The organism is Psychrobacter sp. S4(2024) (genome assembly GCF_036861305.1).
In the GTDB taxonomy this organism is placed as follows: domain Bacteria; phylum Pseudomonadota; class Gammaproteobacteria; order Pseudomonadales; family Moraxellaceae; genus Psychrobacter; species Psychrobacter cryohalolentis.
On sequence record NZ_JAZAQR010000004.1, the window covers coordinates 83,306 to 107,154 of the forward strand.

Annotated in this window: 20 protein-coding genes and 1 pseudogene; 19 read left to right on the plus strand and 2 right to left on the minus strand. The window is 41.0% G+C overall.

The features are described from left to right. The 12 genes and pseudogenes from VLA57_RS11090 to VLA57_RS11145 all read left to right on the plus strand — a co-directional run bounded on the left by VLA57_RS11090 (window position 1) and on the right by VLA57_RS11145 (window position 13,253). The gene (locus VLA57_RS11090) at window positions 1–1,779 is read left to right on the plus strand and encodes a hypothetical protein (RefSeq protein ID WP_333954951.1); all 1,779 of its coding nucleotides are present in this window, start codon (window positions 1–3) and stop codon (window positions 1,777–1,779) included. Further along, window positions 1,779–2,894 (plus strand): glycosyltransferase, encoded by a 1,116-nt coding sequence (locus VLA57_RS11095; protein ID WP_333954952.1) that lies wholly within the window; start codon window positions 1,779–1,781, stop codon window positions 2,892–2,894. Before VLA57_RS11090 ends, VLA57_RS11095 begins: the two co-directional genes overlap by 1 nt. Before the next feature lie 64 nt (window positions 2,895–2,958). Further along, window positions 2,959–3,839 (plus strand): annotated as a pseudogene (locus VLA57_RS11100) (IS982 family transposase). 52 nt (window positions 3,840–3,891) lie between these two features. Continuing rightward, window positions 3,892–4,932, plus strand: coding sequence for an EpsG family protein (locus VLA57_RS11105; protein WP_333954953.1), 1,041 nt, complete (start codon window positions 3,892–3,894; stop codon window positions 4,930–4,932). Continuing rightward, window positions 4,932–5,825 (plus strand): glycosyltransferase family 2 protein, encoded by an 894-nt coding sequence (locus VLA57_RS11110; RefSeq protein WP_333954954.1) that lies wholly within the window; start codon window positions 4,932–4,934, stop codon window positions 5,823–5,825. The genes VLA57_RS11105 and VLA57_RS11110 overlap by 1 nt, the downstream gene beginning before the upstream one ends. After that, complete coding sequence (locus VLA57_RS11115; protein WP_333954955.1) at window positions 5,818–6,939, plus strand: glycosyltransferase family 4 protein; 1,122 nt, start codon at window positions 5,818–5,820, stop codon at window positions 6,937–6,939. Before VLA57_RS11110 ends, VLA57_RS11115 begins: the two co-directional genes overlap by 8 nt. Window positions 6,940–7,044: 105 nt before the next feature. Then, entirely contained in the window at window positions 7,045–7,668 is a 624-nt protein-coding gene (locus tag VLA57_RS11120; protein WP_333954957.1) for a sugar transferase, read from the plus strand. Next, complete coding sequence (locus VLA57_RS11125; RefSeq protein ID WP_333954958.1) at window positions 7,661–8,320, plus strand: acetyltransferase; 660 nt, start codon at window positions 7,661–7,663, stop codon at window positions 8,318–8,320. The genes VLA57_RS11120 and VLA57_RS11125 overlap by 8 nt, the downstream gene beginning before the upstream one ends. A gap of 83 nt (window positions 8,321–8,403) precedes the next feature. After that, window positions 8,404–9,600: a DegT/DnrJ/EryC1/StrS family aminotransferase gene (locus VLA57_RS11130; protein ID WP_333954959.1), complete on the plus strand. Its 1,197-nt coding sequence runs from the start codon at window positions 8,404–8,406 to the stop codon at window positions 9,598–9,600. Between the two features lie 261 nt (window positions 9,601–9,861). Then, the gene (locus tag VLA57_RS11135) at window positions 9,862–11,304 is read left to right on the plus strand and encodes a capsule assembly Wzi family protein (RefSeq protein WP_333954960.1); all 1,443 of its coding nucleotides are present in this window, start codon (window positions 9,862–9,864) and stop codon (window positions 11,302–11,304) included. A 394-nt stretch (window positions 11,305–11,698) separates the two neighbouring features. Further along, window positions 11,699–12,595, plus strand: a complete 897-nt coding sequence (gene folD, locus VLA57_RS11140) for a bifunctional methylenetetrahydrofolate dehydrogenase/methenyltetrahydrofolate cyclohydrolase FolD (protein ID WP_201532100.1) — start codon at window positions 11,699–11,701, stop codon at window positions 12,593–12,595. A gap of 160 nt (window positions 12,596–12,755) precedes the next feature. Next, complete coding sequence (locus VLA57_RS11145; protein ID WP_133105250.1) at window positions 12,756–13,253, plus strand: phosphate-starvation-inducible PsiE family protein; 498 nt, start codon at window positions 12,756–12,758, stop codon at window positions 13,251–13,253. Between the two features lie 131 nt (window positions 13,254–13,384). Here the strand turns inward: VLA57_RS11145 and corA are convergent, their stop codons facing one another. Together corA and VLA57_RS11155 are read right to left on the minus strand one after the other, a co-directional pair. Next, entirely contained in the window at window positions 13,385–14,599 is a 1,215-nt protein-coding gene (corA, locus tag VLA57_RS11150) for a magnesium/cobalt transporter CorA (RefSeq protein ID WP_133105249.1), read from the minus strand. 61 nt (window positions 14,600–14,660) lie between these two features. Then, window positions 14,661–15,050 (minus strand): DUF2237 family protein, encoded by a 390-nt coding sequence (locus VLA57_RS11155; RefSeq protein WP_133105248.1) that lies wholly within the window; start codon window positions 15,048–15,050, stop codon window positions 14,661–14,663. A gap of 507 nt (window positions 15,051–15,557) precedes the next feature. On the opposite strand from VLA57_RS11155, the gene VLA57_RS11160 reads away from it, so the two are divergent. The 7 genes from VLA57_RS11160 (at window position 15,558) to ispG (ending at window position 23,828) form a co-directional block, all read left to right on the plus strand. Next, complete coding sequence (locus VLA57_RS11160) at window positions 15,558–16,862, plus strand: ATP phosphoribosyltransferase regulatory subunit (protein WP_333954962.1); 1,305 nt, start codon at window positions 15,558–15,560, stop codon at window positions 16,860–16,862. A 184-nt stretch (window positions 16,863–17,046) separates the two neighbouring features. Next, the gene (locus VLA57_RS11165) at window positions 17,047–18,336 is read left to right on the plus strand and encodes an adenylosuccinate synthase (protein ID WP_133105247.1); all 1,290 of its coding nucleotides are present in this window, start codon (window positions 17,047–17,049) and stop codon (window positions 18,334–18,336) included. A gap of 299 nt (window positions 18,337–18,635) precedes the next feature. Further along, window positions 18,636–19,067 (plus strand): nucleoside-diphosphate kinase, encoded by a 432-nt coding sequence (ndk, locus tag VLA57_RS11170; protein ID WP_011512998.1) that lies wholly within the window; start codon window positions 18,636–18,638, stop codon window positions 19,065–19,067. 337 nt (window positions 19,068–19,404) lie between these two features. Beyond that, window positions 19,405–20,646, plus strand: coding sequence for a 23S rRNA (adenine(2503)-C(2))-methyltransferase RlmN (rlmN, locus tag VLA57_RS11175; RefSeq protein ID WP_227673033.1), 1,242 nt, complete (start codon window positions 19,405–19,407; stop codon window positions 20,644–20,646). 230 nt (window positions 20,647–20,876) lie between these two features. Continuing rightward, window positions 20,877–21,809 (plus strand): type IV pilus biogenesis/stability protein PilW, encoded by a 933-nt coding sequence (gene pilW / locus VLA57_RS11180; RefSeq protein ID WP_227673154.1) that lies wholly within the window; start codon window positions 20,877–20,879, stop codon window positions 21,807–21,809. Continuing rightward, window positions 21,806–22,621 carry a helix-turn-helix domain-containing protein gene (locus tag VLA57_RS11185; protein ID WP_133105245.1) on the plus strand — a complete coding sequence of 272 codons (816 nt, stop codon included), beginning with the start codon at window positions 21,806–21,808 and terminating at the stop codon, window positions 22,619–22,621. Before pilW ends, VLA57_RS11185 begins: the two co-directional genes overlap by 4 nt. Window positions 22,622–22,712: 91 nt before the next feature. Next, window positions 22,713–23,828: a flavodoxin-dependent (E)-4-hydroxy-3-methylbut-2-enyl-diphosphate synthase gene (gene ispG, locus VLA57_RS11190; protein WP_011279968.1), complete on the plus strand. Its 1,116-nt coding sequence runs from the start codon at window positions 22,713–22,715 to the stop codon at window positions 23,826–23,828. Window positions 23,829–23,849: the final 21 nt, after the last annotated feature.

Below are 23,849 nucleotides of genomic sequence, written 5' to 3' on the forward strand. Positions count from 1 at the left end.
ATGGCAAACTATATCTTTGTTAAAACTCGAAAAACTGTTGAATCAACAAATATACTTCAAGCTCTTGAACAAACTTGCAACTTAATAACGCCAGTAGTTATTAAAGGGAAAAGTCAAAATACGGTAGAAGTATGGCCAGATGAATCGCACTCTTTTTATGCTATTCAGAATAGTGAGAATATTGCTAAACCAGAAAAAGGCGCATTAATTATTGGTTGGCTACACCAGTCAGCCAGTGACCATTCAGATACATGTAGTCCTAAGTCTGACGGATCTTACGCGATCATCAAAAACACTAAAGAAGGAGCATCGTTTTTTTCAGATCAGTTTGGTTCGCGGGCTTTATGGTATTACCTCGATGATACCAAGCTTATAGTTTCTACCTCGCAACGTGCAGTCGTTACTCTCAAAGGTTCTTTTAACCTTAATGAAGAAACGCTTGCTTGGTATCTTTCTTCAGGGTCTCAGGGGCCGTTTATTTCTTGGGATAAGGATATTAAACAGGTCCTCCCGCATTTAGAATACAGGTTTAACGTTACTGATTGGTACATTGACTCAACACAGAAACCAGGTATGGATCTACCTCCGTCGGGTAGTACGAAAATGAGTGACTACCTTGAGCTTTATAAGAGTCAAGTGACAAAGTCGCTCAACCAAATCATTAATCAATATCCCAAAGGTCAAGTATTAATGCCCTTATCTGGAGGACTGGATAGCCGCTTGCTCTTGGCGCTCAGTAAAAATTTAGATCTCGATAATAATTTGTCTTTGGTCAACTGGGGCGCGCCAAAACAGAAAGGTATTTTTGATGATAAAGTAGCTGCACAGCGCGTAGCAAGCTTTTATAAGAAAGATCTGTTAGATATGTCTCTACCTCATGAGATTGATGATTATGATCAAGTTCTAGATCGTTTTATAGAATCAAGCGAAGGACGCATAGATCATTTTAATGCATTTGCAGATGGTTACAAAATGTGGAATGAGTTTTTTCAAAGTGGATATCGAATGATCATAAGAGGTGATATTCCATTTACTGAAGGTTTAGATATTAATCCTATCCAAGCAAGAGCCCATCAAGGTTTAGAGCTATTTACAGATTATGCGAATTCAATAGATTTTAGCTTAAAAAAATATATAGACTTGCAAAATGAGTATGTAATGAAGCGTCTGGATGGAGAGTCGTTAATAAGATGGAGAGATCGACTTTATACTAGCTGGCGTCTGCCTATAGTAATATCAGCCTTCTCAGATCAGATAAGTGGATTTACAGAGAGTAGAAGTCCAATGCTAAGTTGGTCTTTATTTAACCTATATATGGGATTGCCTGACAAAGATAAAGGAGACAAGCTACATATTAAAAAGCTTTGGCAAAAATATGACCGTAGTAGAGTTTCTTCTAATGCAGTAGGTTCTTTACGATCGATGGATTCGTACTTTAATAATAAGAAAGGTCAAAAGTATTTACTGGATAAGCTTGCACTTCTTATAGAAGATAAATACCTTTCTTCGAGTTTGGTTGAGTCTGTTCACGAGGTTCTTTCTAAGCAGGAATTCCTATCATTAGAAAAACAACATTCAGCAGTTTCCAAGAAGGCTTTAGTTTCTCAAAAAATTCAGACGTTGTTGTCTAACCATTTACCAGCTTTACCTAAAGCCTATCTTAAATCTAAGCGCTCTAAGAAGCTATCCGTAATAACTATCGCTTATCGTATGGTTTTAGCAGAAAAAGTTATCACCATGTATGAATCTGATGCGAAGAGCATCAAAGGAAGTGTATAATGGCTGCCAAACGAATTTTACAAATAGTTGGTAAAATGGATCGTGCTGGGGCAGAAACGATGCTAATGAATTTATATCGGCATATCGACCGTACTCAAATTCAATTTGACTTCATAACCTTCGCAGGTGAAGCCGGTGATTACGATGGTGAGATTATAGAACTAGGTGGCAAAATTACTCCTATAATAGCTAATAACCCTATTGAGCGCATGTTGAAGCTTCAAAGATTTTTAAGACAGCACCCAGAGTATGAAATTGTCCATGCGCATATGTTATTAAGTAATGCATTTCACCTTTTGTCTGCTAAGGGAGCTGGAGTAAAGCATCGTATCTCACATTCTCATAGTACTAGTAACGGTCAATCTAATACGGTTAAAAAAATATATGAAAAGTGGGCTCTATTTACCAATCGCAAAGTAGCTACTTATAAAATTGCCTGCGGTGAATTGGCTGCCAAATATTTATTTGGTACTAGTAAGGAAGTATGGTTACTACCAAACGCTGTCGATATAAAAAAAATGATAGGAGTAGCTGACAAGTCACGAAATTATATCAGTCGAGAATTGGGTGATAATGGCATAAAGATTATTCAGGTTGGCCGACTGAATGAAGTGAAAAATCATCAGTTTTCTTTGAAAATAGCTGAACAGCTAAAAAACCGTCATATTGATTTTGCTTTGTACATAGTAGGCCAGGGTCCACTAGAAGATGATCTAAAGCAACAAGTAAAAGATAGATCGTTAGAGAATAATATTAAATTTTTAGGCGTGCGCACTGATATCACAGAACTGATGGCTAGCGCAGACTATATGATAATGCCGTCCTTACATGAGGGTTTCCCTGTAGTTTTAGTGGAGAGTCAGACAGTGGGTTTAATGGCGTTAGTCTCAGACCAAGTATCGACCGAGGTAGATTTAGGTTTAGGACTGGTTAAGTTTTTACCTCTTGCTTCGGTAAATGACTGGGCAAACAGTCTAATAAATTTGCAGACAACAAAACCTAATAAGCAAGAGATAACTAACTCTATGAAAGTACATGGTTTTGACGTCGCAACCAATGCAGCAACGCTCACACAATTTTATATAAATCTACCCCACTCTCAACTTCGAAAGTGATTGAAAAAAGAAGAGCACCTCACTAATCTATTGTTTTCGACCAAGAATACAATGGAGTTGTGAGATGCCCATAGACGAATTTATCATCAATATCTATTTAATGGTAGAGCAATATTACAAAATAGTCGTCACCCAGCCCTTGCGAGGTGCAGGTTACGCGCAAAGCTAAGTGATCCTGAGATCATTTGCATGGAGATGGTCGGTGAATTTTTACACCTTGATCAAGACAAACAGATTTGGCAATACTTTACCCAGCATTGGCAAGACTGGTTTCCAGCCATCGGCTCATACCCTAACTTCGCAAAGCACTGCGCCAATCTGTGTCAAGTCAAACAGCAGATACAAGATAAAGTCAGTCAAATTGAAGGCCGTGACAACATTCATTTTATGGATGGCTTTCCGATACCCGTCTGTCATTATGGACGCGCTTATCGGCATAAAAACTATCAAGACTTAGCGGCTTTTAGCTACTGTGCGGCTAAGCAAGAGAGATACTATGGCTTTGAGGGACATTTGCTTGTTAACTTATCGGGCATGATTAAAGGCTTTACCTTTGCTCCTGCTAATGTTGATGAAAGAGCGGTTGCCCCAGAAATCACCACTCATATTCATGGGCTACTTGGCGCTGATAAAGGGTATATCAGCCCGAGTCTGACATCGTACTACGACGCTCAAGGAGTAGATTTACAAACGCCACTCAGAGCTAACATGAAAGAGGATAGACCCAAACCTGTGGTAAGACGGCTGATGAAAGCCCGCCGTATCGTTGAAACAGTCATTGGTCAGTTATCAGAACGATTTAATATACAAAGGGTACGAGCAAGAGATTTATGGCATTTGTCTCATCGATTGATTCGTAAGATTCTTTCACACAATCTGTGCTTTGTACTCAACAAAAAACTTGGTAATCCGCCTCTTCAGTTTGATTTGCTTATTTCAAGTTGAGAGTGGGGTATAAATCTATAAATTATTTTGTACCTATTCTAAAGAGGGCTAAATGCTGCCGTATCTATTAGTTCTTAGCTTCGTTGTATTTTGGATATTGTTAGAACAGAAAGCTTTAGGCCGTAAGTCTTTTTGGTTACCTCTAATAACCTTATCTCTGTTCGCCGGAATTCGTAGTTTTCGTGTGGGTACGGATTCAGGAACTTACACTAAAGACTTTAGATATAGTTTAGATATTTATAATTTCCAATTTGATACACTGATCGAGCCTGGGTACCAATTACTTGAATATACTCTGTTAAGGTTAACTCATAATTATTTTTGGCTGTTTTTTATTACGGCTTTAATAGTTGTCTATTGCTATCTCACTATTATAAAAAAATACAGCGTGAATTATTGGTTTTCTATATTTTTGTTTATAACTTTAGGCGTCTATACTTTCTTTTTTAATGGTTTGCGACAGGGTTTAGCGATGGCTATATTTGCTCTTGCCTTACCCTATCTATTAGAAAAAAGATTGATTCCCTATCTAATAATATGTTTTTTAGCTTCGTTATTTCATAACACTGCATTATTTATGATCCCATTTTACTTTTTAGTAAATCTAAGAATAAAACCTATTTATAAGATCTTAGCAACCTTTTTAGGTTCATTATTTGTTAGTAGGTTTTTAATCGAATATGTTTCTGCTTCTAATAAAAGGTATGAGAGTTATGCCGCTGCAGATCAAGAAGGTGGTGGTTATGTGACACTAGGCTTCTATACGATACTTATATTCGTGATATATTTTATCATCCGCATATATAAGGTTAGAGATAAACAGTTTATGCAACTGTTTGCCTTTTATGCTATTGGAGTGGTTTTTATTATACCCATTGCTATGTTAGGTGCAAACCCTTCAGGGCCACAGCGTTTGCTTACCTATTTTACTTGGACACTGATTTTAATATTACCAATAATATTTAAGAGAATAAATAATATCTATATAACTAGTTCGGCAGTAATTTTGTTTATTATTTATTTTATCTTAACCACCTCTGCTTTTAGTAACTTGTCTCCATATATTATTAATCCTATTTTTGAGATATTTTAATGCCTAAAGATATTTATGTGACCATTTGTATTCCTTTTTATAATGCAGAATCTACGTTATTAGATGCAGTCCGTTCTGTATTTGCACAGACTCATGAAAGTTGGGAGCTTATATTAATTGATGACGGGTCGACAGATCGCTCATTAGAGATAGCACAATCGATAGATGATCCTAGAGTTACTGTCTATTCAGATGGTGAAAACCGCAAATTAGCAGGGCGTCTTAACCAATTAGTAAGTATGGCTAAGTATGACTTCATCGCCCGTATGGATGCTGATGATATGATGGCGCCAAATAGAATAGAGACTCTATTAGAGATTTTAATTAATAATGAAAAATATGATCTTGCTTCATGCGGTACATATTCAATAAAAGACGATGGCTCTTTTAATGGTTATAGAGGTGCTGATGAGCAAAACTACACTTTTGAAGGGCTAATAGATAAATCTCAAGGATTTTTGCATGCAGGTCTTATAGCTCGTAAAAGTTGGTACGAACGTAACACTTATAATGAATCACTGCCTTTAGGGCAAGATAGTGATCTATGGCTCAGAGCTGCAAAAGTAGGAGACTTTCGTGCTATTTCTATTAAAGAACCGTTATATATGTATAGAGAAGAGGGTAATGTTACTCCTCAAAAACTTTTGCGAGCCTATAAGCTAGAGAGAAATAATCATGCTCGTATGATTAATAAAAAACGTGATAAGTTGAAATATATTACTAAGTCATATGTGAAGTCTGGTGTGGTTAAAGCTATGAATATTACGGGCACTCTCGACTACCTACTTCATCGAAGAAATAAAAAGAATGCTAGTTCTGAAAGCATAGCGCAGTTTAACAAGTTGATGACTAAAGTCAATTCAACGACAGTTCCAGGTGTTGATTATGATTAAGAAGAAAGTTCTTTTTGTAGCATCAGTTGCTGTTCATCTTCATGCTTTTCATAGACCCTACTTGGAATGGTTTCACGATCAAGGTTATGAAGTCCACGTAGCTTGTAGAGGAGGTTTCTCTGATTCTAACGTTTCTAAGGTATGGGATATAGAGTTTGAAAGGTCTCCATTATCTTTAACTCATATTAGTAGTCTGTTCGAGCTTCGTGAGGTAATAAACGAGAATAATTATTCTTTGATTACTTGTCATACGCCTATGGCTAGTGTGCTATCTAGATTAGCTTCGGTTGAGTCAAGAAAGAAGGGGGCAAGATTAATATATACAGCTCATGGTTTTCATTTTTTCAAAGGAGGTAGCAAGTGGTCGTGGTTAACCTACTACCCTATTGAAGTGATGATGTCATATCTAACGGATGCGATTGTTTGTATCAATCAAGAAGACTTAGATATTATAAGTAAAAAAGGCTCGGCCTCTACTGACTATTATTTGATACCAGGTATTGGAGTAGATGCTAGTAGATTTGAACCACCATCACAAAAGCAAAAGGCATCATTAAAAGAGAGCCTTGATATAGACGAAGATACATTTGTGATGATATATGCGGCTGAATTTATTGAGAGAAAAAATCATAGGTTGCTGATTGATGCTATTAAGTTGCTATTGAATAAAATGGATAATTTCATATTACTTCTTGCTGGAAGAGGTGTCTTGTTAGATGAGATCAAACAGTATGTGGTAGATAATGATCTTGATAAACAAGTACGATTTTTAGGTTTTGTGACTAACGTAGAAAAATACTATCAAGTTTCTGATGTAGCGATGTCTTCTAGCCGTCAAGAAGGTCTAGGCATAAATCTAGTCGAGGCTATGATGTGTGGAGTGCCTGTGATTGCTACTATTGACAGAGGCCATCGTACAGTAATAGATCACGAAGAAAATGGTATTTTAGTGCCACAAAACGATCCTATAGCTTTATCTAATGCGATATATAAAATGTCCGAAGATCAAGAGTTTCGTCGCAGAATGTCTGTAGAAGCTGTCAAGAAAGCGACCAAATTTGAGATTAAGAACTCACTAAAAGCTATGTCGAAGATTTATAATAAGTTTTTATAGTATAGGCATACCATTTAAACTATATTCAACCAAACAATCCAATAAGACAAGCTTATAAACGAAATAAAATTGCTGCTAATATCTATTTCATATTGGAGTAAAACTATGATCAAACGCCTTTTCGATATCACTGCTGCGACCACCGCTTTGGTCGCTTTATCTCCGGTATACGCCATCACTGCTTACAAAGTTAAAAAGAACTTAGGCTCGCCAGTGCTATTTCGTCAAACCCGCCCGGGTCTAGACGGTAAGCCGTTTGAGATGATTAAGTTTCGTACCATGAAGGATGCCATAGATAGTGCTGGCAATCCTTTGCCTGATAGTGAGCGCTTGACTGACTTTGGTAAAATGCTACGTAATAGTAGTTTGGATGAGCTGCCTGAGCTGTGGAATGTTGTCAGAGGCGATATGAGCTTAGTCGGACCACGCCCGTTATTGATGGAATATCTGCCGCTATATAGTAAAGAGCAAGCGCGTCGTCATGATGTACGCCCTGGGATTACGGGTTATGCGCAAGTGAATGGACGTAACGCTATTGGTTGGGATAAAAAGTTTGAGCTTGATACGTGGTATGTAGACAATCAATCGCTTTGGTTAGATATCAAGATACTACTTAAAACAGTAAAAAAAGTAGTCATCAAAGACGGTATTAGCGCTGATGGTGAAGCGACAATGAGTAAGTTCACTGGCTCTCAAGACCAGTCCGCTTTAGAAAATAGCTATGAGTAAAGTATTTGCCGTCTATGGTGCCTCAGGCTGTGGTCGTAGCTTAATGCCGGTAGCCGTTGATCAATTACAAAGATTAGATGCTCAAGAAAATAGCCAAATCGTATTTATTGACGACGCATTAGATAAAGATACTAATGTTAACGGCTATACGGCGATGAATTATGCAAAATTTAAGAGTATAAATTGTGATGATAAATTTGTCCTGATTGCCATTGCTAATAGCAGCATTCGTCAAAAAATTGCAGATAAATTGGTTCAAGATGGTATCTCGTTGTGGACAGTAAAAGGAACGACCACCTTAATTATGGATGCAGTCAGTATAGCTGCCGGTGCTGCGATCAGTCCATTTGTCACTATCGCTGCGAATGTGACTATCGGTAAATGCTTCCATGCCAATCTATATAGCTATGTCGAACATGATTGCGTGATTGGCGACTATGTCACCTTTGCCCCACGTGTCAGTTGCAATGGCAATATTCATATCCATGACCATGCTTATATCGGCACAGGGGCAGTCATCAAACAAGGCACACCTGATAAGCCATTAATTATTGGTAAAGGTGCCATTGTAGGAATGGGAGCGGTTGTTACCAAAGACGTCCCAGCTGGCGCAGTCGTGATTGGTAATCCTGCAAGACCCCTCAATAAATAAAAAGTATAAATAAAAACTCAGAATTAAATATTTCGTTATAAGTTATTAATCGTCAATTATAAATAAGCACCATCGAGGCAACTATGTTAAACACCCCATTTTCACCTTGGCCAAGCTTTACTCAAGAAGAGGCTGATGCGGTCAGTCAAGTATTATTATCTAATAAGGTAAACTACTGGACAGGGCAAGAGTGTCGTCAGTTTGAGACGGAATTCGCTAAATGGGCTGATAGCAAATATGCCATTGCAATGGGTAATGGTACGTTGGCATTAGACGTTGCCTTACAAGCGTTAGATATCGGCGCAGGCGATGAAGTAATCGTCACGCCGCGTACCTTTATTGCGAGTATCTCATCAGTGGTTAATGCGGGAGCGACCCCTATTTTTGCTGATGTCGATGAGGCTACCGGTAATATCACCCCTGAGTCAATCGCCGCAGTACTGACAGATAAAACCAAAGCTATCGTCTGTGTGCATTTGGCAGGTTGGCCTTGTGATATGGATGGCATCATGGCGTTGGCAGAACAGCATAATCTATATGTGATAGAGGACTGTGCACAGGCGCACGGTGCGCGTTATAAGGGTCGTAGTGTTGGTAGTATCGGCCATATCGGTGCGTGGAGCTTTTGCCAAGATAAAGTGATGACCACAGGCGGTGAGGGCGGTATGGTCACCACTAATGATGAGCAGTTATGGCGCAAGATGTGGGCTTATAAAGACCATGGCAAAAGCTACGCGGCGGTTTACGAGACCGAGCATCCACCAGGCTATCGCTGGCTACATGAAAGCTTTGGTACCAATTGGCGCATGACTGAAATGCAAGGTGTGATTGGTCGTATTCAATTAACGAGAATGCCTGATTGGACAGCCAAACGTACGGTTAATGCTCAAGCTATCTTAGATGCCTGTGCTCAATGGGAAGCAAAAGGCTATCTTTCTGTACCTAGATTAGAAGAATCAGTGCAGTTTGCAGATTCTACCCACGCTTATTATAAGCTTTACGTCTATGTGCAGTCAGATAACCTACCGAAAGAGTGGTCACGAGATCGTATTATTCAAGAGATAAATGACTTAGGGGTGCCTTGTTTTTCAGGATCCGCTTCTGAGGTATATCTGGAAAAAGCATTTGATAATACAGGCTTACGTCCTGAAAGCAGATTGCCAATGGCAAAACAATTGGGTGAAACCAGCTTGATGTTCTTAGTGCATCCTACGCTAACGGAAGAAGAGATTAAGCAAACAGTAAAGGCGATTGATAACGTATTTGCTAACATATACTAAGCCCAGTATAAAAACGATACAGCGGGACTGGAATGAATTTTTTGCAGCCTCTGTCTGCGCAGGCACAGCACGCCAGAAAAATTTATACCAGTCCTGCATCAAAACATGATGTATTTACTTTATTTAGAATCAACTGTGCATGACCAATAATATATTAGTGGTTGAATTCAGTGACGTTAATGCAGATTACTGTTTGACCCCTAGCATTTATAAACCATTAGCTTTTATAATAAACCCTTTATAACCGAAGAGTATGTGACCATGGACAAGAAGCTAAGCATTTTATTGGGTTTGAGTGTCTTATCCTCAGTGTCGATGTTGGCATCGGCACAAAATCTGTATATGAATGATCTTAAACTCAAGGCAGACCTTGACTGGCTCAATACTCAAGGGGTCGCGCAGATTAGCACCAGTACTTGGCCGCTGACCGCTAATGAGATCAAACGCGCTTTAAATAGCGCTAATGCCCAGACGCCAGCGCAGCAGCAGATCCTGCAGTCGGTACAAACGCGATTGAATCAAAACCGCGACTCAGTAGTAAAAGGCTCGGCAGCACTGCATATACAAACCGATAGAGATCAGCTACCACAAAAATTTGCTGATGATCAACTTGCTGGTCAACAAGCAAGCGTTGGGGTGTCACTTAGCGAAGCAGAGTGGGAATTTAATCTACAAGCCAATCTAAAAAATGACAAACTCATTGAAGATGGCTCAGACGTTAGCTTTGAAGGCTCATATCTTGCTGGTACCGCAGCTAATCAATGGTTGATTGCAGGTAAAATTCCTACATGGTGGGGACCTGGTCATGATGGTAGCCTGATTCGAGGCGATGCAAGCTTGCCGGTCGCAGGTTTTACCATGCAGCGTGACCAACAAGCTGCACCGACATCACAATATTTATCGTGGGTCGGACCTTGGCAATATCAGCTATTTGCAGGTCAGTTTGAAGATTATGAAGCGATTCCTGATGCTAAGCTGTTTGGTGCAAGACTTACCGCTAGCCCTTGGGAATGGTTAGAAGTCGGGGCTTCTCGTACCTTTATGTGGGGCGGTGAGGGTCGTCCAGAGAGTTTTGGCTCCTTTACTGATGCTCTTTTAGGAACCAAAGATAATGGTGGCAACGAGCGAGGCGATCCCGCTAATCAGTTGGGCGGTTTCGATGCGCGCTTAAGTTTAGCGCCATTAGTGAATGTACCTGCAGGCGTTTATGCACAGTACGTGGGTGAAGATGAAGCAGGCGGCTTGCCCGCGAAAAATATGTATCTAGCCGGTGTTGATTATGCGTCTGCTGCATATGGCAAACCGTACCAGCTGTATGCAGAATATACGGATACTCGAACTAGTGGTGAGGTACGCGGCATCTCTTATGATCATAGTATTTATACCGACGGCTATTATCAGCAAGGTTTCCCATTAGGCTATGCGCTAGGCGGCGATGCGGAAAGTATTGCGCTTGGTGGTCGCTTATGGCTCGATAACCGTAACTTTATCAATGCAAAAGTACAGCATGCTAAGGTGAATCAAGCCGATGAAGCCATTAATCAAGCATTTCCAAAGACTGATAAGTTGACCAGTATTGATGTGGCTTGGGAGCATCAATACAATCCCAAAGCACTTATCTCTAGCCGAATTTGGGCCGTAGATTCAGATATCCAGTCCACTGATGTTGGCGTAGGTATAGGTATTGAGCTGCAGACTTATTAAATGCTTGCTTAATCAATGCACGACAGTGCTTGAAAACAAAAAGTCGGTCTATTAATATTTAATAGATCGACTTTTTTATGGTCACGTTATTGTTTTTTAATTATGGCTTTTTAATATAGTGAGTTCAATATAAAGGAGTTATGCTTAGAATAGCATTACACTGGGATAAATTTCTCTCGCTTGCTGTGCGCTTCGCACTCCAGAGGCTTCGTAAAATTTATCCCAGCAGTACGGTGTTCTTTTTAAATTGAATCGAATATAGGGTGCTAGGATTTTTTGGCTCAGGCAGGTACAATATGAGTATCAATCATACCTTGATCAAGGATAAGACAGGCATGCAAGCAATTGCGGCGCTGTCTTTACTTTTTTTATCGCACCCTCTATTGGAGTTACTATGTCAATTGCGTCTATTACGTCAACTGCCCAAGGATCTGCTACCGTTTTGGACGGTAAAGCACTTGCTAAACAAATAGAACAGCAACTGAGTACGCGTGTAGACGCTATTAAAGCTAAGACAGGACGTACACCAAGCTTAGCGACGATATTGGTCGGCGATGATCCGGCTTCTGCGACCTATGTACGTATGAAAGGCAATGCTTGTAAACGTGTCGGTATGGATTCTATTAGGGTTGAGATGCCAAGTGCGACAACGACTGCAGAGCTGATAGCAAAAATAGACGAGCTGAATAGCAGTCCAGATGTTCATGGTATTTTGCTGCAGCACCCAGTACCGGCTCATATTGATGAGCGTGCTTGCTTTGAGCAGATTGACTTGGCAAAAGACGTCGATGGTGTGACCTGTCTTGGCTTTGGTCGTATGGCAATGCAGCAGTCCGCTTATGGCTCATGTACCCCGCAAGGTATCATGCATTTACTAGAGCAGCATAATATTGAGCTGGCTGGTTTGGAGGCCGTGGTAGTAGGTCGTAGTGCCATTTTAGGTAAACCAATGGCGATGATGCTATTAAATGCCAACTGTACAGTAACAATCTGCCATTCAAGAACGCAAGATTTAGAGTCTCATATTAAGCGTGCTGATATCGTAGTTGGTGCAGTCGGCGTACCTGAATTGATTAAAGCAGAGTGGATTAAAGCGGGTGCTGTGGTCATTGATGCAGGCTTTCATCCAACGGATAATGGCGGCGTCGGCGATATCGAATTGCAAGGTGTAGAAAATATCGCTAGTGCTTATACGCCTGTACCAGGTGGCGTTGGGCCTATGACGATTAATACCCTTATTCGCCAGACCGTTGATGCTGCTGAAAAAGCTGCCGGTTTAGACAATAGTTAATCAGTTAATCAGTTAATGAGTTAATGAGTTAATGAGTTAATGAGTTAATGAGTTAAGCATAAGAGCACCGATTGCCGATAGATAAGGAGCCTGAGACTTCACAGTAGACAGCACAAAGACTCAGGCTAAATCAACCCCTTTACCGTTGATAGGATCTAACATGGCTAAAAATAACGTGGATATTCATGAGCGATTACAAGGTATTGGTAGAGAGTTCGTCGATGTCTCTCATTACATAATCTTATTTTTAATCAGTGTAGTGGTGGTTTGGACAGCGGGCAAAGAATTCTTTGTCATCTTTCAAAAAGGTTCAGCGGATTTGAAAGACATCTTATTACTCTTTATTTATCTAGAGCTGTTAGCGATGATAGGGATCTATTTTAAGACTCATCGTTTGCCAGTGCAGTTCTTGATATTTATTGCGATTACGGCGTTATCGCGACATTTAGTCGTCGATGTACAGGCGGTATCAGATAACTTTCACTTATGGCTGTTAGCAACGATTTCCTTTGCCATTATGGTGCTGAGTGCGTCAATTGTTATATTAACTTGGACGGCTAAGATGTTTGGGCGACCAGAAGATTATTTGAAAGACCATCAAGTGACCAGTACTGAGCATCATTTGCCTTGTGTTGATAATAAGCAGTCTCTTAAATAATTTTTATCGATAAATATCATGAATAAAGGGATGATAGGTGTCGATGAGTTACTAACGATAGTTAATATCTGTTAATAAAAAAAGGGCTTCCATATATATATGGCAGCCCTTTTTTCATCTAAAACACTATCTTATAACCAGCCTAAGCGCTTAAAGTTAAGGTATAAAAAGCTACATAGTGAAATGATAACCGCCATGATGATAAAGTAAGAATATTGCCAGTGTAGCTCAGGCATAAAGTCGAAGTTCATCCCATAGATACCCGCAATCGCCGTCGGTACTGCCAAAATACCTGCCCAAGCAGCAAGCTTGCGAACCACCTCATTCTGTCCCATATTTACCATAGCAAGATAGGTATTCATCACCACACTGAGCATCTCATTTAAACCATTGATGGCATCTAAAGAATGCAGTAAATGGTCATTCACATCTCGAAAGTAGGGTTTTGCAGCATGCGAAAATGGTGAGACCAGATCGCTTTTTTGATGGTTTATAAAAAAGCTACAGATATCCTGCACTGGTAAAATTACTGCACGCATATGCACCAATTGTGATTTTAATTCATATAGATTTCTAAGCGTTTCTTTATTAAATTCATAAGTAAAAATATTACGCTCTTGCTCACGTAAATAGCTGCCTAAGCGGTCGGTCACTGGCATATAGTTATCGACGATAAAATCAATAACAGCGTGCAAGACAAATATAGGTCCCATACGAAGTTTTTCAGGGCGGCGATTACAGTGCTCACGTACCGGCGCATAGGAGTTAGAAGGACCATTACGAATCGTAATCAGATAGTTTTTACCCATAAATATCGCGGTAGTCCCATAGCGGATGACATTACCTTCAAGCTTAGCAGTACGCAATACCACAAATATCGTATCATTATCATAGCTTTCAACTTTGGCGCGCTGATGATCGGCAAAGGCATCTTCGATTGAAAGCTCATGCAGATCAAAGGCTTCTTTTACCTCGGATATTGTCTGTAAGCTAGGCTCATAAAGACCTAACCAGATAAACTGACCGCTATTGCTCAAGGCGCGACTGACATCCCTGAGCGCTATTTTATTAAGCTGCTCACCGGTTTTACGGGAATAAGCATAACAATTGACCACTTCATTAGCACTGAGTGGCTCAATATCCTCATAGCGTTCAGAGTCTGGATCATAGACGGTCATGGTCTCAATAGTGTCCTCGACCGTTGCATCAGAATCGCCATAGATATAGCTGTCATAATTGTCTAAATAGGAGTGCTCGTCTATGATAGTGGCGTCAATAAGACTGACATTAGACTCAGGTGTGATACGCGTTGCCGTTTTGACAATCAGGTCATCATCTTGATTCATACCTACTCCTTCTGTCTAAGTATAAAAATAAATATAAAATAACTTCTGCAACTGATGCGGATTACAAGGCAAAGCGTTTTAGCGTCTCAATATCGACCAAATTTAATAAGCTCTCATGACATGCTTCAAGCTTGATTTGTGGTGCCATGCCTAAATCGAGTGCTTCAACCCAACGTAGCGCACAAATACACCAGTAGTCACCTGGTTGTAGACCGGCGAAACCATACTCGGGCAATGGCGTAATCAAATCGTTACCGCGACTGGCTGAAAAGTTTAAAAACTCGCTGGTCATTTTGGCGCAAACGGTATGTTGACCAACATCATGGTTGCCCGTATGACAAAAGCCATTACGATAATAACCGGTAAGCGGATCAAAACAACAGCTGGCTAGGGCAGTGCCAAGCACATTGGCTTGGTTGGTAGCAGGATTTGGATGATAATCAGAGGACATAAGGCTTCCAAAATAAAAATATAGGCTAGTGTAACATGAGTGCACATCTAAGACGTTATTCAACGATAGATGCAACAGATAGTTAAAGGAAATATTGCGCCGTTAACACTATATTGTCTCTATAGAAATACGGTATTTATGATGATAAATCTGTCATAAAAAAGACAGTTTTTAAGGTTAATAGAATAAATTAGATGGCGATTGCCGTTAATTGTCACTAGGCGAAGCTTAGCTGCTATGCTAAACTAAAGCATAAAGTGCCTTGATTATTTATCATAGTTTTCTATCACATAAATTTTAGCGCATAAAGATACTCGTCTTATCATCCCAACTAATACTATTACTCACCCTTTTGCGGTTACCTAGTTTGCTTATCAATAATTGGGTCAGTGATGTTGCGCGTGAAAAATAAAAAACGCCTGATGTCTATGCAATTGGAAATATAACCTTTAAGTACCGCATCTTTACCGCGCTTTTGGTAAGCGATACGCCAAACAAGGATTTATTGTGTCTGCCAGTTCTGATTCTGCAAAACCTGCCCTGCAAAATACCCTCAAGCAAGCGGCTACTCAGCCCGCTGATAATACCGCCGCACCCAACCGTTTACCTTATCTTAGCAATCTTGCCAGCGATGTTGCTAATAGCTGGTTGTTGCCTGATGGGGTGGTCGATGTGTTATTTGAAGACGCCCATAAGCAAGAAGTGCTTAGACATCAATTGATCCAGCAACTTATCAGCCATGGCTATCAGTTGGTCAATCCGCCAATGATTGAGTTTACCGAATCACTACTGAGCGGTGCCTCAGAAGATCTAAAGCGTCAAACCTTTAAGATTATCGATCAGCTAACTGGTCGCTTAATGGGTATACGCGCGGATATCACGCCGCAGATTCTACGTATTGATGCACATCATGGCGGTGATGGAATCGCGCGTTATTGCTATGCAGGCGATGTCATTCATACCTTGCCATCGGGGCTTTTTGGTTCACGTACACCGTTGCAATTAGGCGCTGAGATATTTGGTTGTGAGTACATTGCAGCAGATATTGAGCTGATTGATGTCTTATTTAGCATGCTCAATAGCCTAGAGATGAGCGCAGCATTACACGTTGATTTGGGTCATGTAGCGATATTTAAGCGCTTGGCAGAATTGGCAGTATTATCAGAAAGTGATACTGAGCAATTGATGCAGCTTTATGCGAATAAGAACTTGCCAGAGCTTAAGCAGGTTTGCCAAGCGCTACCGCTGGGTAGCGATTTTTATACCTTGGCGCGCTTTGGTCATGACATTGCAAATCTGCTTGGCAGATTGTCAGAGAATGCGCAACAAGACGCTCAAATTGTCACAGCTATTGATGAGCTGCAACGTCTAAAAGCGCACTTGCAAGTACAGTGGCAGTGTGCGGTCAGTATCGATGTGACCGAGCTGTCAGGCTATCATTATCATACGGGCATTGTGTTCAATGGTTATATCAATAGTGAAACTCAGCCGCTGGTACGTGGCGGGCGCTTTGATGGTATGAAAAGTAATCAATTAGCCACGAATCAGCCACGTCAAGCGACCGGCTTTAGTATGGATGTCAGCCGTTTGCTCGCGCATACTCAGCTTGATGCACCTGTTATTGTGCTGGTCGATTATGACGCTTTCAAGGATTTGGGTAGTGAGCAGCTGCAGCTATTATTACAGCAAGTGGCAAGCTTACGTCAGCAGGGCTATCGCGTGACCATGCCATTAACGGCAAAAGATATTCCAGTGGGTATGACTCATCGTTTAAGCCTTGTCGATAACCAATGGCAGCTACACGCGGTTTAACTTTGAAAATATTTAACATTTATGAATGCTATAAAAAAAGCGTTTGCTATAAAAAGATATTTAGTGATTAAGTCGTTAAAAATATACTTTGTTTAAAGTATCGTTTTTAGCATTACTTTCGTTTTGATAGGTAGTTTTAAACACTTATTGCACACACCTCAATATATTAAGGTAAGGATTTATCATGGGTAAGAATGTCGTAGTTTTAGGTAGCCAATGGGGCGATGAAGGTAAAGGTAAAATCGTCGATTTACTAACCGAAAAAGCCTCAGCAGTTGCACGCTTCCAAGGCGGACATAACGCTGGACATACGTTAGTTGTAGATGGTAAAACCACCGTCTTACACCTAATCCCATCTGGTATTTTGCGTGAAGACGTTACCTGCTTTATCGGTAATGGCGTGGTATTAGCACCTGATGCACTACTTAAAGAGATGAAAGGTTTAGAAGAGAATGGCGTACCAGTACGTGAGCGTCTGCGTATTTCTCCTAACTGCCCATTAATCATGCCATATCATGTTGCCCTTGATCAAGCGCGTGAAGCCAAGCGCGGTAGTGGTAAAATCGGTACGACTGGTCGTGGTATTGGACCAGCTTATGAAGATAAAGTTGCGCGCCGTGCCATCAAGCTTGCTGATTTGTTCCGTGATGACTTAGAAGAAAAACTACGTAACTTAATCGAATATCATAACTTCCAACTGACTCAGTATTATAAAGTTGAAGCGATTGATTTTGATGAGACGCTTAAGCTTTGTAAAGAGTGGAAAGAAGAAATCAGAGGCATGGTAACTGATGTCACTGAAGATTTGAACCAATTGCGTCTTGCTGGCAAGAACCTAATGTTTGAAGGCGCGCAAGGTACATTACTTGATATCGATCACGGTACTTATCCGTTTGTAACCAGCTCAAGCGTGACTGCTGGTGGTGTATCTACAGGTACGGGTATCGGTCCATTATATTTAGATTATGTCCTTGGTATCACGAAAGCCTATACCACCCGTGTTGGTAGCGGTCCATTCCCAACTGAATTGTTTGATGATGTTGGTGCACATTTAGCCAAAGTCGGTCATGAGTTTGGCGCCACGACTGGTCGCGCGCGTCGCTGTGGTTGGTTCGATGCTGAAGCATTACGCCGTGCAGTGGTACTTAACTCTATGTCAGGTATCTGCCTAACCAAGCTTGACGTGTTAGATGGTCTAGAAGAATTGCTAATCGGTGTGGGTTATAACTTACCTGAGACTGAGTGTGCAGGCGCGCATGATGCAGAGTTCTACGAAGCGGTAACGCCAAAGTATGAAACGCTACAAGGCTGGAGCGAATCAACGGTTGGTATCACTAACTACGATGAGCTGCCTGAAAATGCCAAAATATATATCAAACGTATTGAAGCATTGATTGGTTGCCCAGTTGATATCATCTCAACCGGTCCTGATCGTGAAGAGACGATTGTATTACGTGACCCGTATGATGCTTAATTGGTTATAACGCTATTATATGTTTAATTCACAAAACCCTAATGCTAAACATTGGGGTTTTGTTTTTGATAAATCAAAGATTGATGAGCAGTAAAAGCTTATCCAATTTACTTTTGTGCAAGTTACAACCGTAAATTAATCCTATCATTTACAGTCTTAATCATTATAATAGGCAGCAATCATTCGCTGAGCATCGTATTGCGTATCCGCATTGGACATTCATAAATGAATTCGCTCAGCGCAATGATCACAGACAATGTAAATTATTTAACTTCTCACTTATTTATTAGGAGCTTTTCATGGCTAACGAACGTACTCTATCTATCATCAAACCTGACGCAGTCGCTGGCAACAACATTGGCGCTATCTACGATCGTTTTGAAAAATCAGGTCTAAAAATTGTTGCTGCTAAAATGATGCAACTTGATGATAAAAAAGCGGGCGGTTTTTACGCTGAGCACGCTGAGCGTCCATTCTACAACGACCTAGTATCATTTATGACGTCAGGTCCAGTACTGGTATCAGTATTAGAAGGCGAAAATGCGATCGCTACGCATCGTGATATCATGGGCGCGACTAACCCAAAAGACGCAGCTGAAGGCACTATCCGTGCTGATTTCGCTAGCAGCATCGATGAAAACGCGGTTCATGGTTCAGATTCAGCTGAATCAGCAGCACGTGAAATCAGCTACTTCTTCAATGAAGAAGAAGTGTGTGCACGTACGCGTTAATAGCAGTATTTATTAATAGCCACTTTTGTGCATAATGGTTGTTATGCATAATAATAGCGCTGATTAATAATTAGTGTAGCGAAACGGCTTATATCTTTTGGTATAAGCCGTTTTAGCTATTATAATAGTCTGACTATGTGTTGAAATTTTAGCTTTTCTCCCTCATTATTAGTTTTATATAGCGTTATCAATCCTTTATCAGCATATTGCTTTCAGTTTTTGGTAAAAAATGCGCTCATAACGGATTGCTCATGCACTCATATATTGAGTACGTCTAGCAACACCCATCTCAACAATTGCATCGCTCATACCAGTAGATGCAAAAAGGTTATTTATTATGTCAACTGCTCAAAGCCCTATTCAAACTGACGTCCAACATGTACCTGCTAAAACTACTAAGAGTATAAAACTGGTAGATGAAGCGCAGGCGAAAACCAATCTACTAGGTATGACACAAGCGCAACTGGCGGATTACTTTAAGAGTATTGGCGAAAAGCCGTTTCGCTCGACGCAAGTCATCAAGTGGATATATCAGCAGGGTGTCACTGATTTTGAGCAAATGACCAATCTGAGTAAATCTTTGCGTGATAAATTATCAGCCAATGCCTGTGTCATTCCGCCAAAAGTGATTCATCGTCAATATAGTGATGACGGCACGCGTAAATGGGTATTTGAAGTCACTGGCGGTTCATTGGTTGAGACCGTATTGATTCCCGCAGATGATAGCAAATTAAACGGTCGTAAAACCTTGTGTGTCTCTTCGCAAGTGGGCTGTGCACTTGACTGTAGTTTTTGTAGTACGGGTAAGCAGGGCTTTGAGCGCGATTTGACGGCGGCTGAGATTCTTGGACAATTATGGGTGGCAAATGCCTCTTATATGACTGATGAAAATGATAGTTTAGAAAATGTTGACCATAGCTTGTGGGAAAACAACGTCACCAACGTCGTCATGATGGGTATGGGTGAGCCGTTACTAAACTACCGTCCTGTTGTCAGCTCGATGGAATTGATGCTCAGTGACCATGCTTATGGTTTATCAAAGCGCCGTGTTACTTTGTCGACTTCAGGTGTGGTGCCAAAAATGTACGAGTTGGCACAGGAGCTTGACGTGGCTTTAGCGATTTCATTACATGCGCCAAATGACGAGCTGCGTAATGAATTAGTGCCGATTAATAAAAAATATCCATTAGAGCAGCTCATGGCAGCGGCGAGAAATTACGTTTTTGATGTGAACCCACGCCACAAGAAACACGTGACTATTGAATATGTGATGCTAGATGGTGTCAATGATAGTAATGAGCATGCTGAGCAATTGGTCACATTGTTGGGTGATTTACCCAGTAAGATTAACCTGATACCGTTTAACCCGTTCCCACATGCAAATTATGATAAGTCGAGTAATAATCGTATTCATGCTTTTAGTAATATATTAAGTGAAGCAGGTTTTGTTTGTACGATTCGTCAAACGCGTGGCGATGATATTGACGCCGCTTGTGGGCAATTGGTTGGGCAAGTCGCTGATAGAACGCGTCGTTCAGCCGCATGGCAGCAAAGCATCAAGGATCGCGAGAATATCTGATGACATAGTGAGACTGACTGCGCAATTTTTTTCTGGAATATAGATGTTGAGCTGTCTTTTTTGCATCACAACGGTAATAAAATGTAGTCGCCAATGCTGACGCTAAGGGAACAAGACAATTAATGACAACTAAATTGTACTTATGGAGGCTAAATCTATTAAACTGATTCCTCTATGATCGAACGCATTAATTCAGCGCATTGAATCACAGTTTTATGATGGCGGCTATAATGACTTCTAAAAATTCTTGTCAGTTCAAGTATCAAACATCTCTTTCTCATGCAGCGAGACAGTTGGGCGCTACAGTTTTTGTTAGAAAAAGCGCTCATCGTGTATTGCTTGCTGGCACGCTAAGCGCTTTATTGATTTCTGGTTGTCAAAGCACGCCAACCAACGATCTAATAACGGGCACGCCTTATCAAACCTCAACGCAACCCAATGACAACCGTAAATTGGATCAGCAAGAAATTGCTCGCGTTCGAACGACACTTGCTGCACAATATATCCGCAAAAACGAGCTTGATGCTGCCCAAAGACAGCTCGAAAAAGCCTTTGCTGCCGATAGCCGTCATGCGCCCGCCTATGATATGATGGGCGTTTTGTTGCAGCAAGAAGGCAGCCGTCTTAATCTTGAAAAAGCGGATCAATACTTTAAAAAAGCCATTGCGCTCGATAAAGATTTTGATCAAGCTCACAATAATTATGGCGTGTATTTATCTCAGATGAAGCGTTATAAAGAGGCAGCTGAGCAGTTTGAAACCGCAGGTGCTGCCCTTGGTTACGAAGGTCGTATTGGGGCGTTAGAGAACTTAGGTCGTACCTACCTTCAGCTCAATGACCATCCTGCAGCGGCAAAGGCTTTTTTACGGGCTTTAGATGGCAATCGAAATAGCGTTATTGCGCATATTGAACTGGTTGATTTATTACTTGAGCAGCAGCGTATTGAGCAGGCACAAAGGCTCTATGATGAGACCTTGATATTGGTACAAGGGCAGGGTGCTAGTCCACGCTTGCTCCTACAAGGCATCAAATTGGCGGCAGCGCAAAAAAACATCAAGACACGCCAACAATTGGCACAGCAACTTTTATCTGCTTATCCATTAAGTGATGAAGCAAAACAACTAAAGACTTGGCTTAACAATCCAGAGGCACCATGGAAATGACCACCCCATCATCAAACACAAACTTTAACGCTCAGGGATCATTTGGTGCCATGTTGCAGCAAGCTCGCAAAGCTAAGCAAGTAAGCTTGGACGACGCGGCAAATGAATTGTTTATTTTAAAACGTCACCTGCAAGCGTTAGAAAATGAAGATTTTGCAGATTTACCGCAAGTGGCGTTTGCGCGCGGTTTTGCGATCAACTATGCCAAATATTTGGGTCTCGACCCAGTCAGAATAGCCAGTAGCTTTGATGCCGCTTACCCAAATGAGCTGAAATCGCGTTCGGCTAATAATACTCAGTCGCCACTGCAGCCTATGGGTACGCTACAGCGTGATACACACAATCGTATTCGCTTTAATCCGCTACTAATTATCGCAGTGATCGGTGTCATTATTTTAGCGATTTTCCTATTCCGTATGGTTAGTAATGCCAGCAAGGAAAATACCGAGCAGCCTATATCTAGCTCTGAAGATATCTCAGCAGTAGAACAAGCACAAGGCGCAGCTATTAATACCGATGTTACAGGTGTTAGCGCTTCAGGTTCAGCACTAAACTTGGGCGGTGGCGACGTTGCTCCTGCCACTTTGGATGTTAAGCTGACGGATGCTGCTGTCGTCACTATTACAGATGCTACTGGTAGCAGCTTGATAGCGGGCTCGCAGAATGCGGGTGATTATCAGTTATCAGGTATGCCACCTTTTAATGTACAGATCGATGATATCAATAACGTGCGCTTGATGCTTAATCAGCAATCTGTCGCTTTAAACAGCTATGCAAATGGTAGCCAAGCCAGTTTTGAATTGGCACCTTAATTTATCAATTGGTTCAGTTTTTAAAGTAAATAGTATTACCTTGTTTTTATTGTTATTCTCGTTTTTACTGCTTTCATGAAAGGGTTTGTCTATGTCAACGTCAGCACCTATTAACCGTCGTCTTACGAAGAAAATATATGTCGGTGATGTCGCGATTGGTGGTGATGCGCCGATTAGTGTGCAAAGTATGACCAATACCGATACCTGCGATGTGGCAGCGACTGTTGCCCAAATTGAGCGCTGTGTTGAAGCAGGCGCTGATTTGATGCGAGTTTCTACTCCCACGATGGATACCGTTAAAGCGTTTGGTGAAATTCGCAAGTTGGTCAGCGTACCCTTGATAGCAGATGTGCATTTTGACCACAAAATTGCTTTAGCCGTTGCGGCAGCGGGCGCAGATTGTTTACGTATTAACCCGGGCAATATCGGTAGTGACGCTAAAGTACGCGAAGTAGTCGCCTGTGCCAAGCATTACAATATTCCTATTCGTATCGGCGTCAATGCTGGCTCTTTAGAAAAAGACATTCAGCGTAAGTATAAAGAGCCAAATGGCGCAGCGATGCTCGAATCGGCAATGCGTCATATTGATATATTAGAACGTCTTAATTTTGATCAATATAAAGTATCGGTTAAAGCCAGCAACGTATTTTTGACCATGGATGCCTATCGTCTGATTTCAGCACAAATTGATAATCCTCTGCATTTAGGTGTGACTGAAGCTGGTGTTTACCGTACTGGTTCGGTCAAATCTGCTATCGCGCTGGGTGGTTTATTATTAGACGGTATTGGTGATACGATTCGTATCTCCTTAGCTGCAGAGCCAGAAGAAGAAATTAAGATTGGCTTTGATATCTTAAAATCGCTCAATATTCGCTCTAATGGTGTCAATTTCATTGCTTGCCCAAGCTGCTCACGTCAAGAGTTCGACGTGATTAGAGTGATGACCGCGTTAGAGTCGCGTTTAGAGGATATTCGTGAACCAATGAACTTATCAGTGATTGGCTGTAAGGTAAATGGTCCAGGTGAAGCGAAGGAAGCTGATATCGGTATTGTTGGCGCCGCACCAAAATCATTGGTTTATCGTATGGGCGAAAAAAGTCATCTGATTGATACAGATAATCTGGTTGATGAGATAGAAGGTATGGTACGCGCCCATGCAGAAGAATTAGCAAAAAAACGCGAAAACGAGATTATACGTGTTAGATAATAAAGCGTTTTATTAATAAAA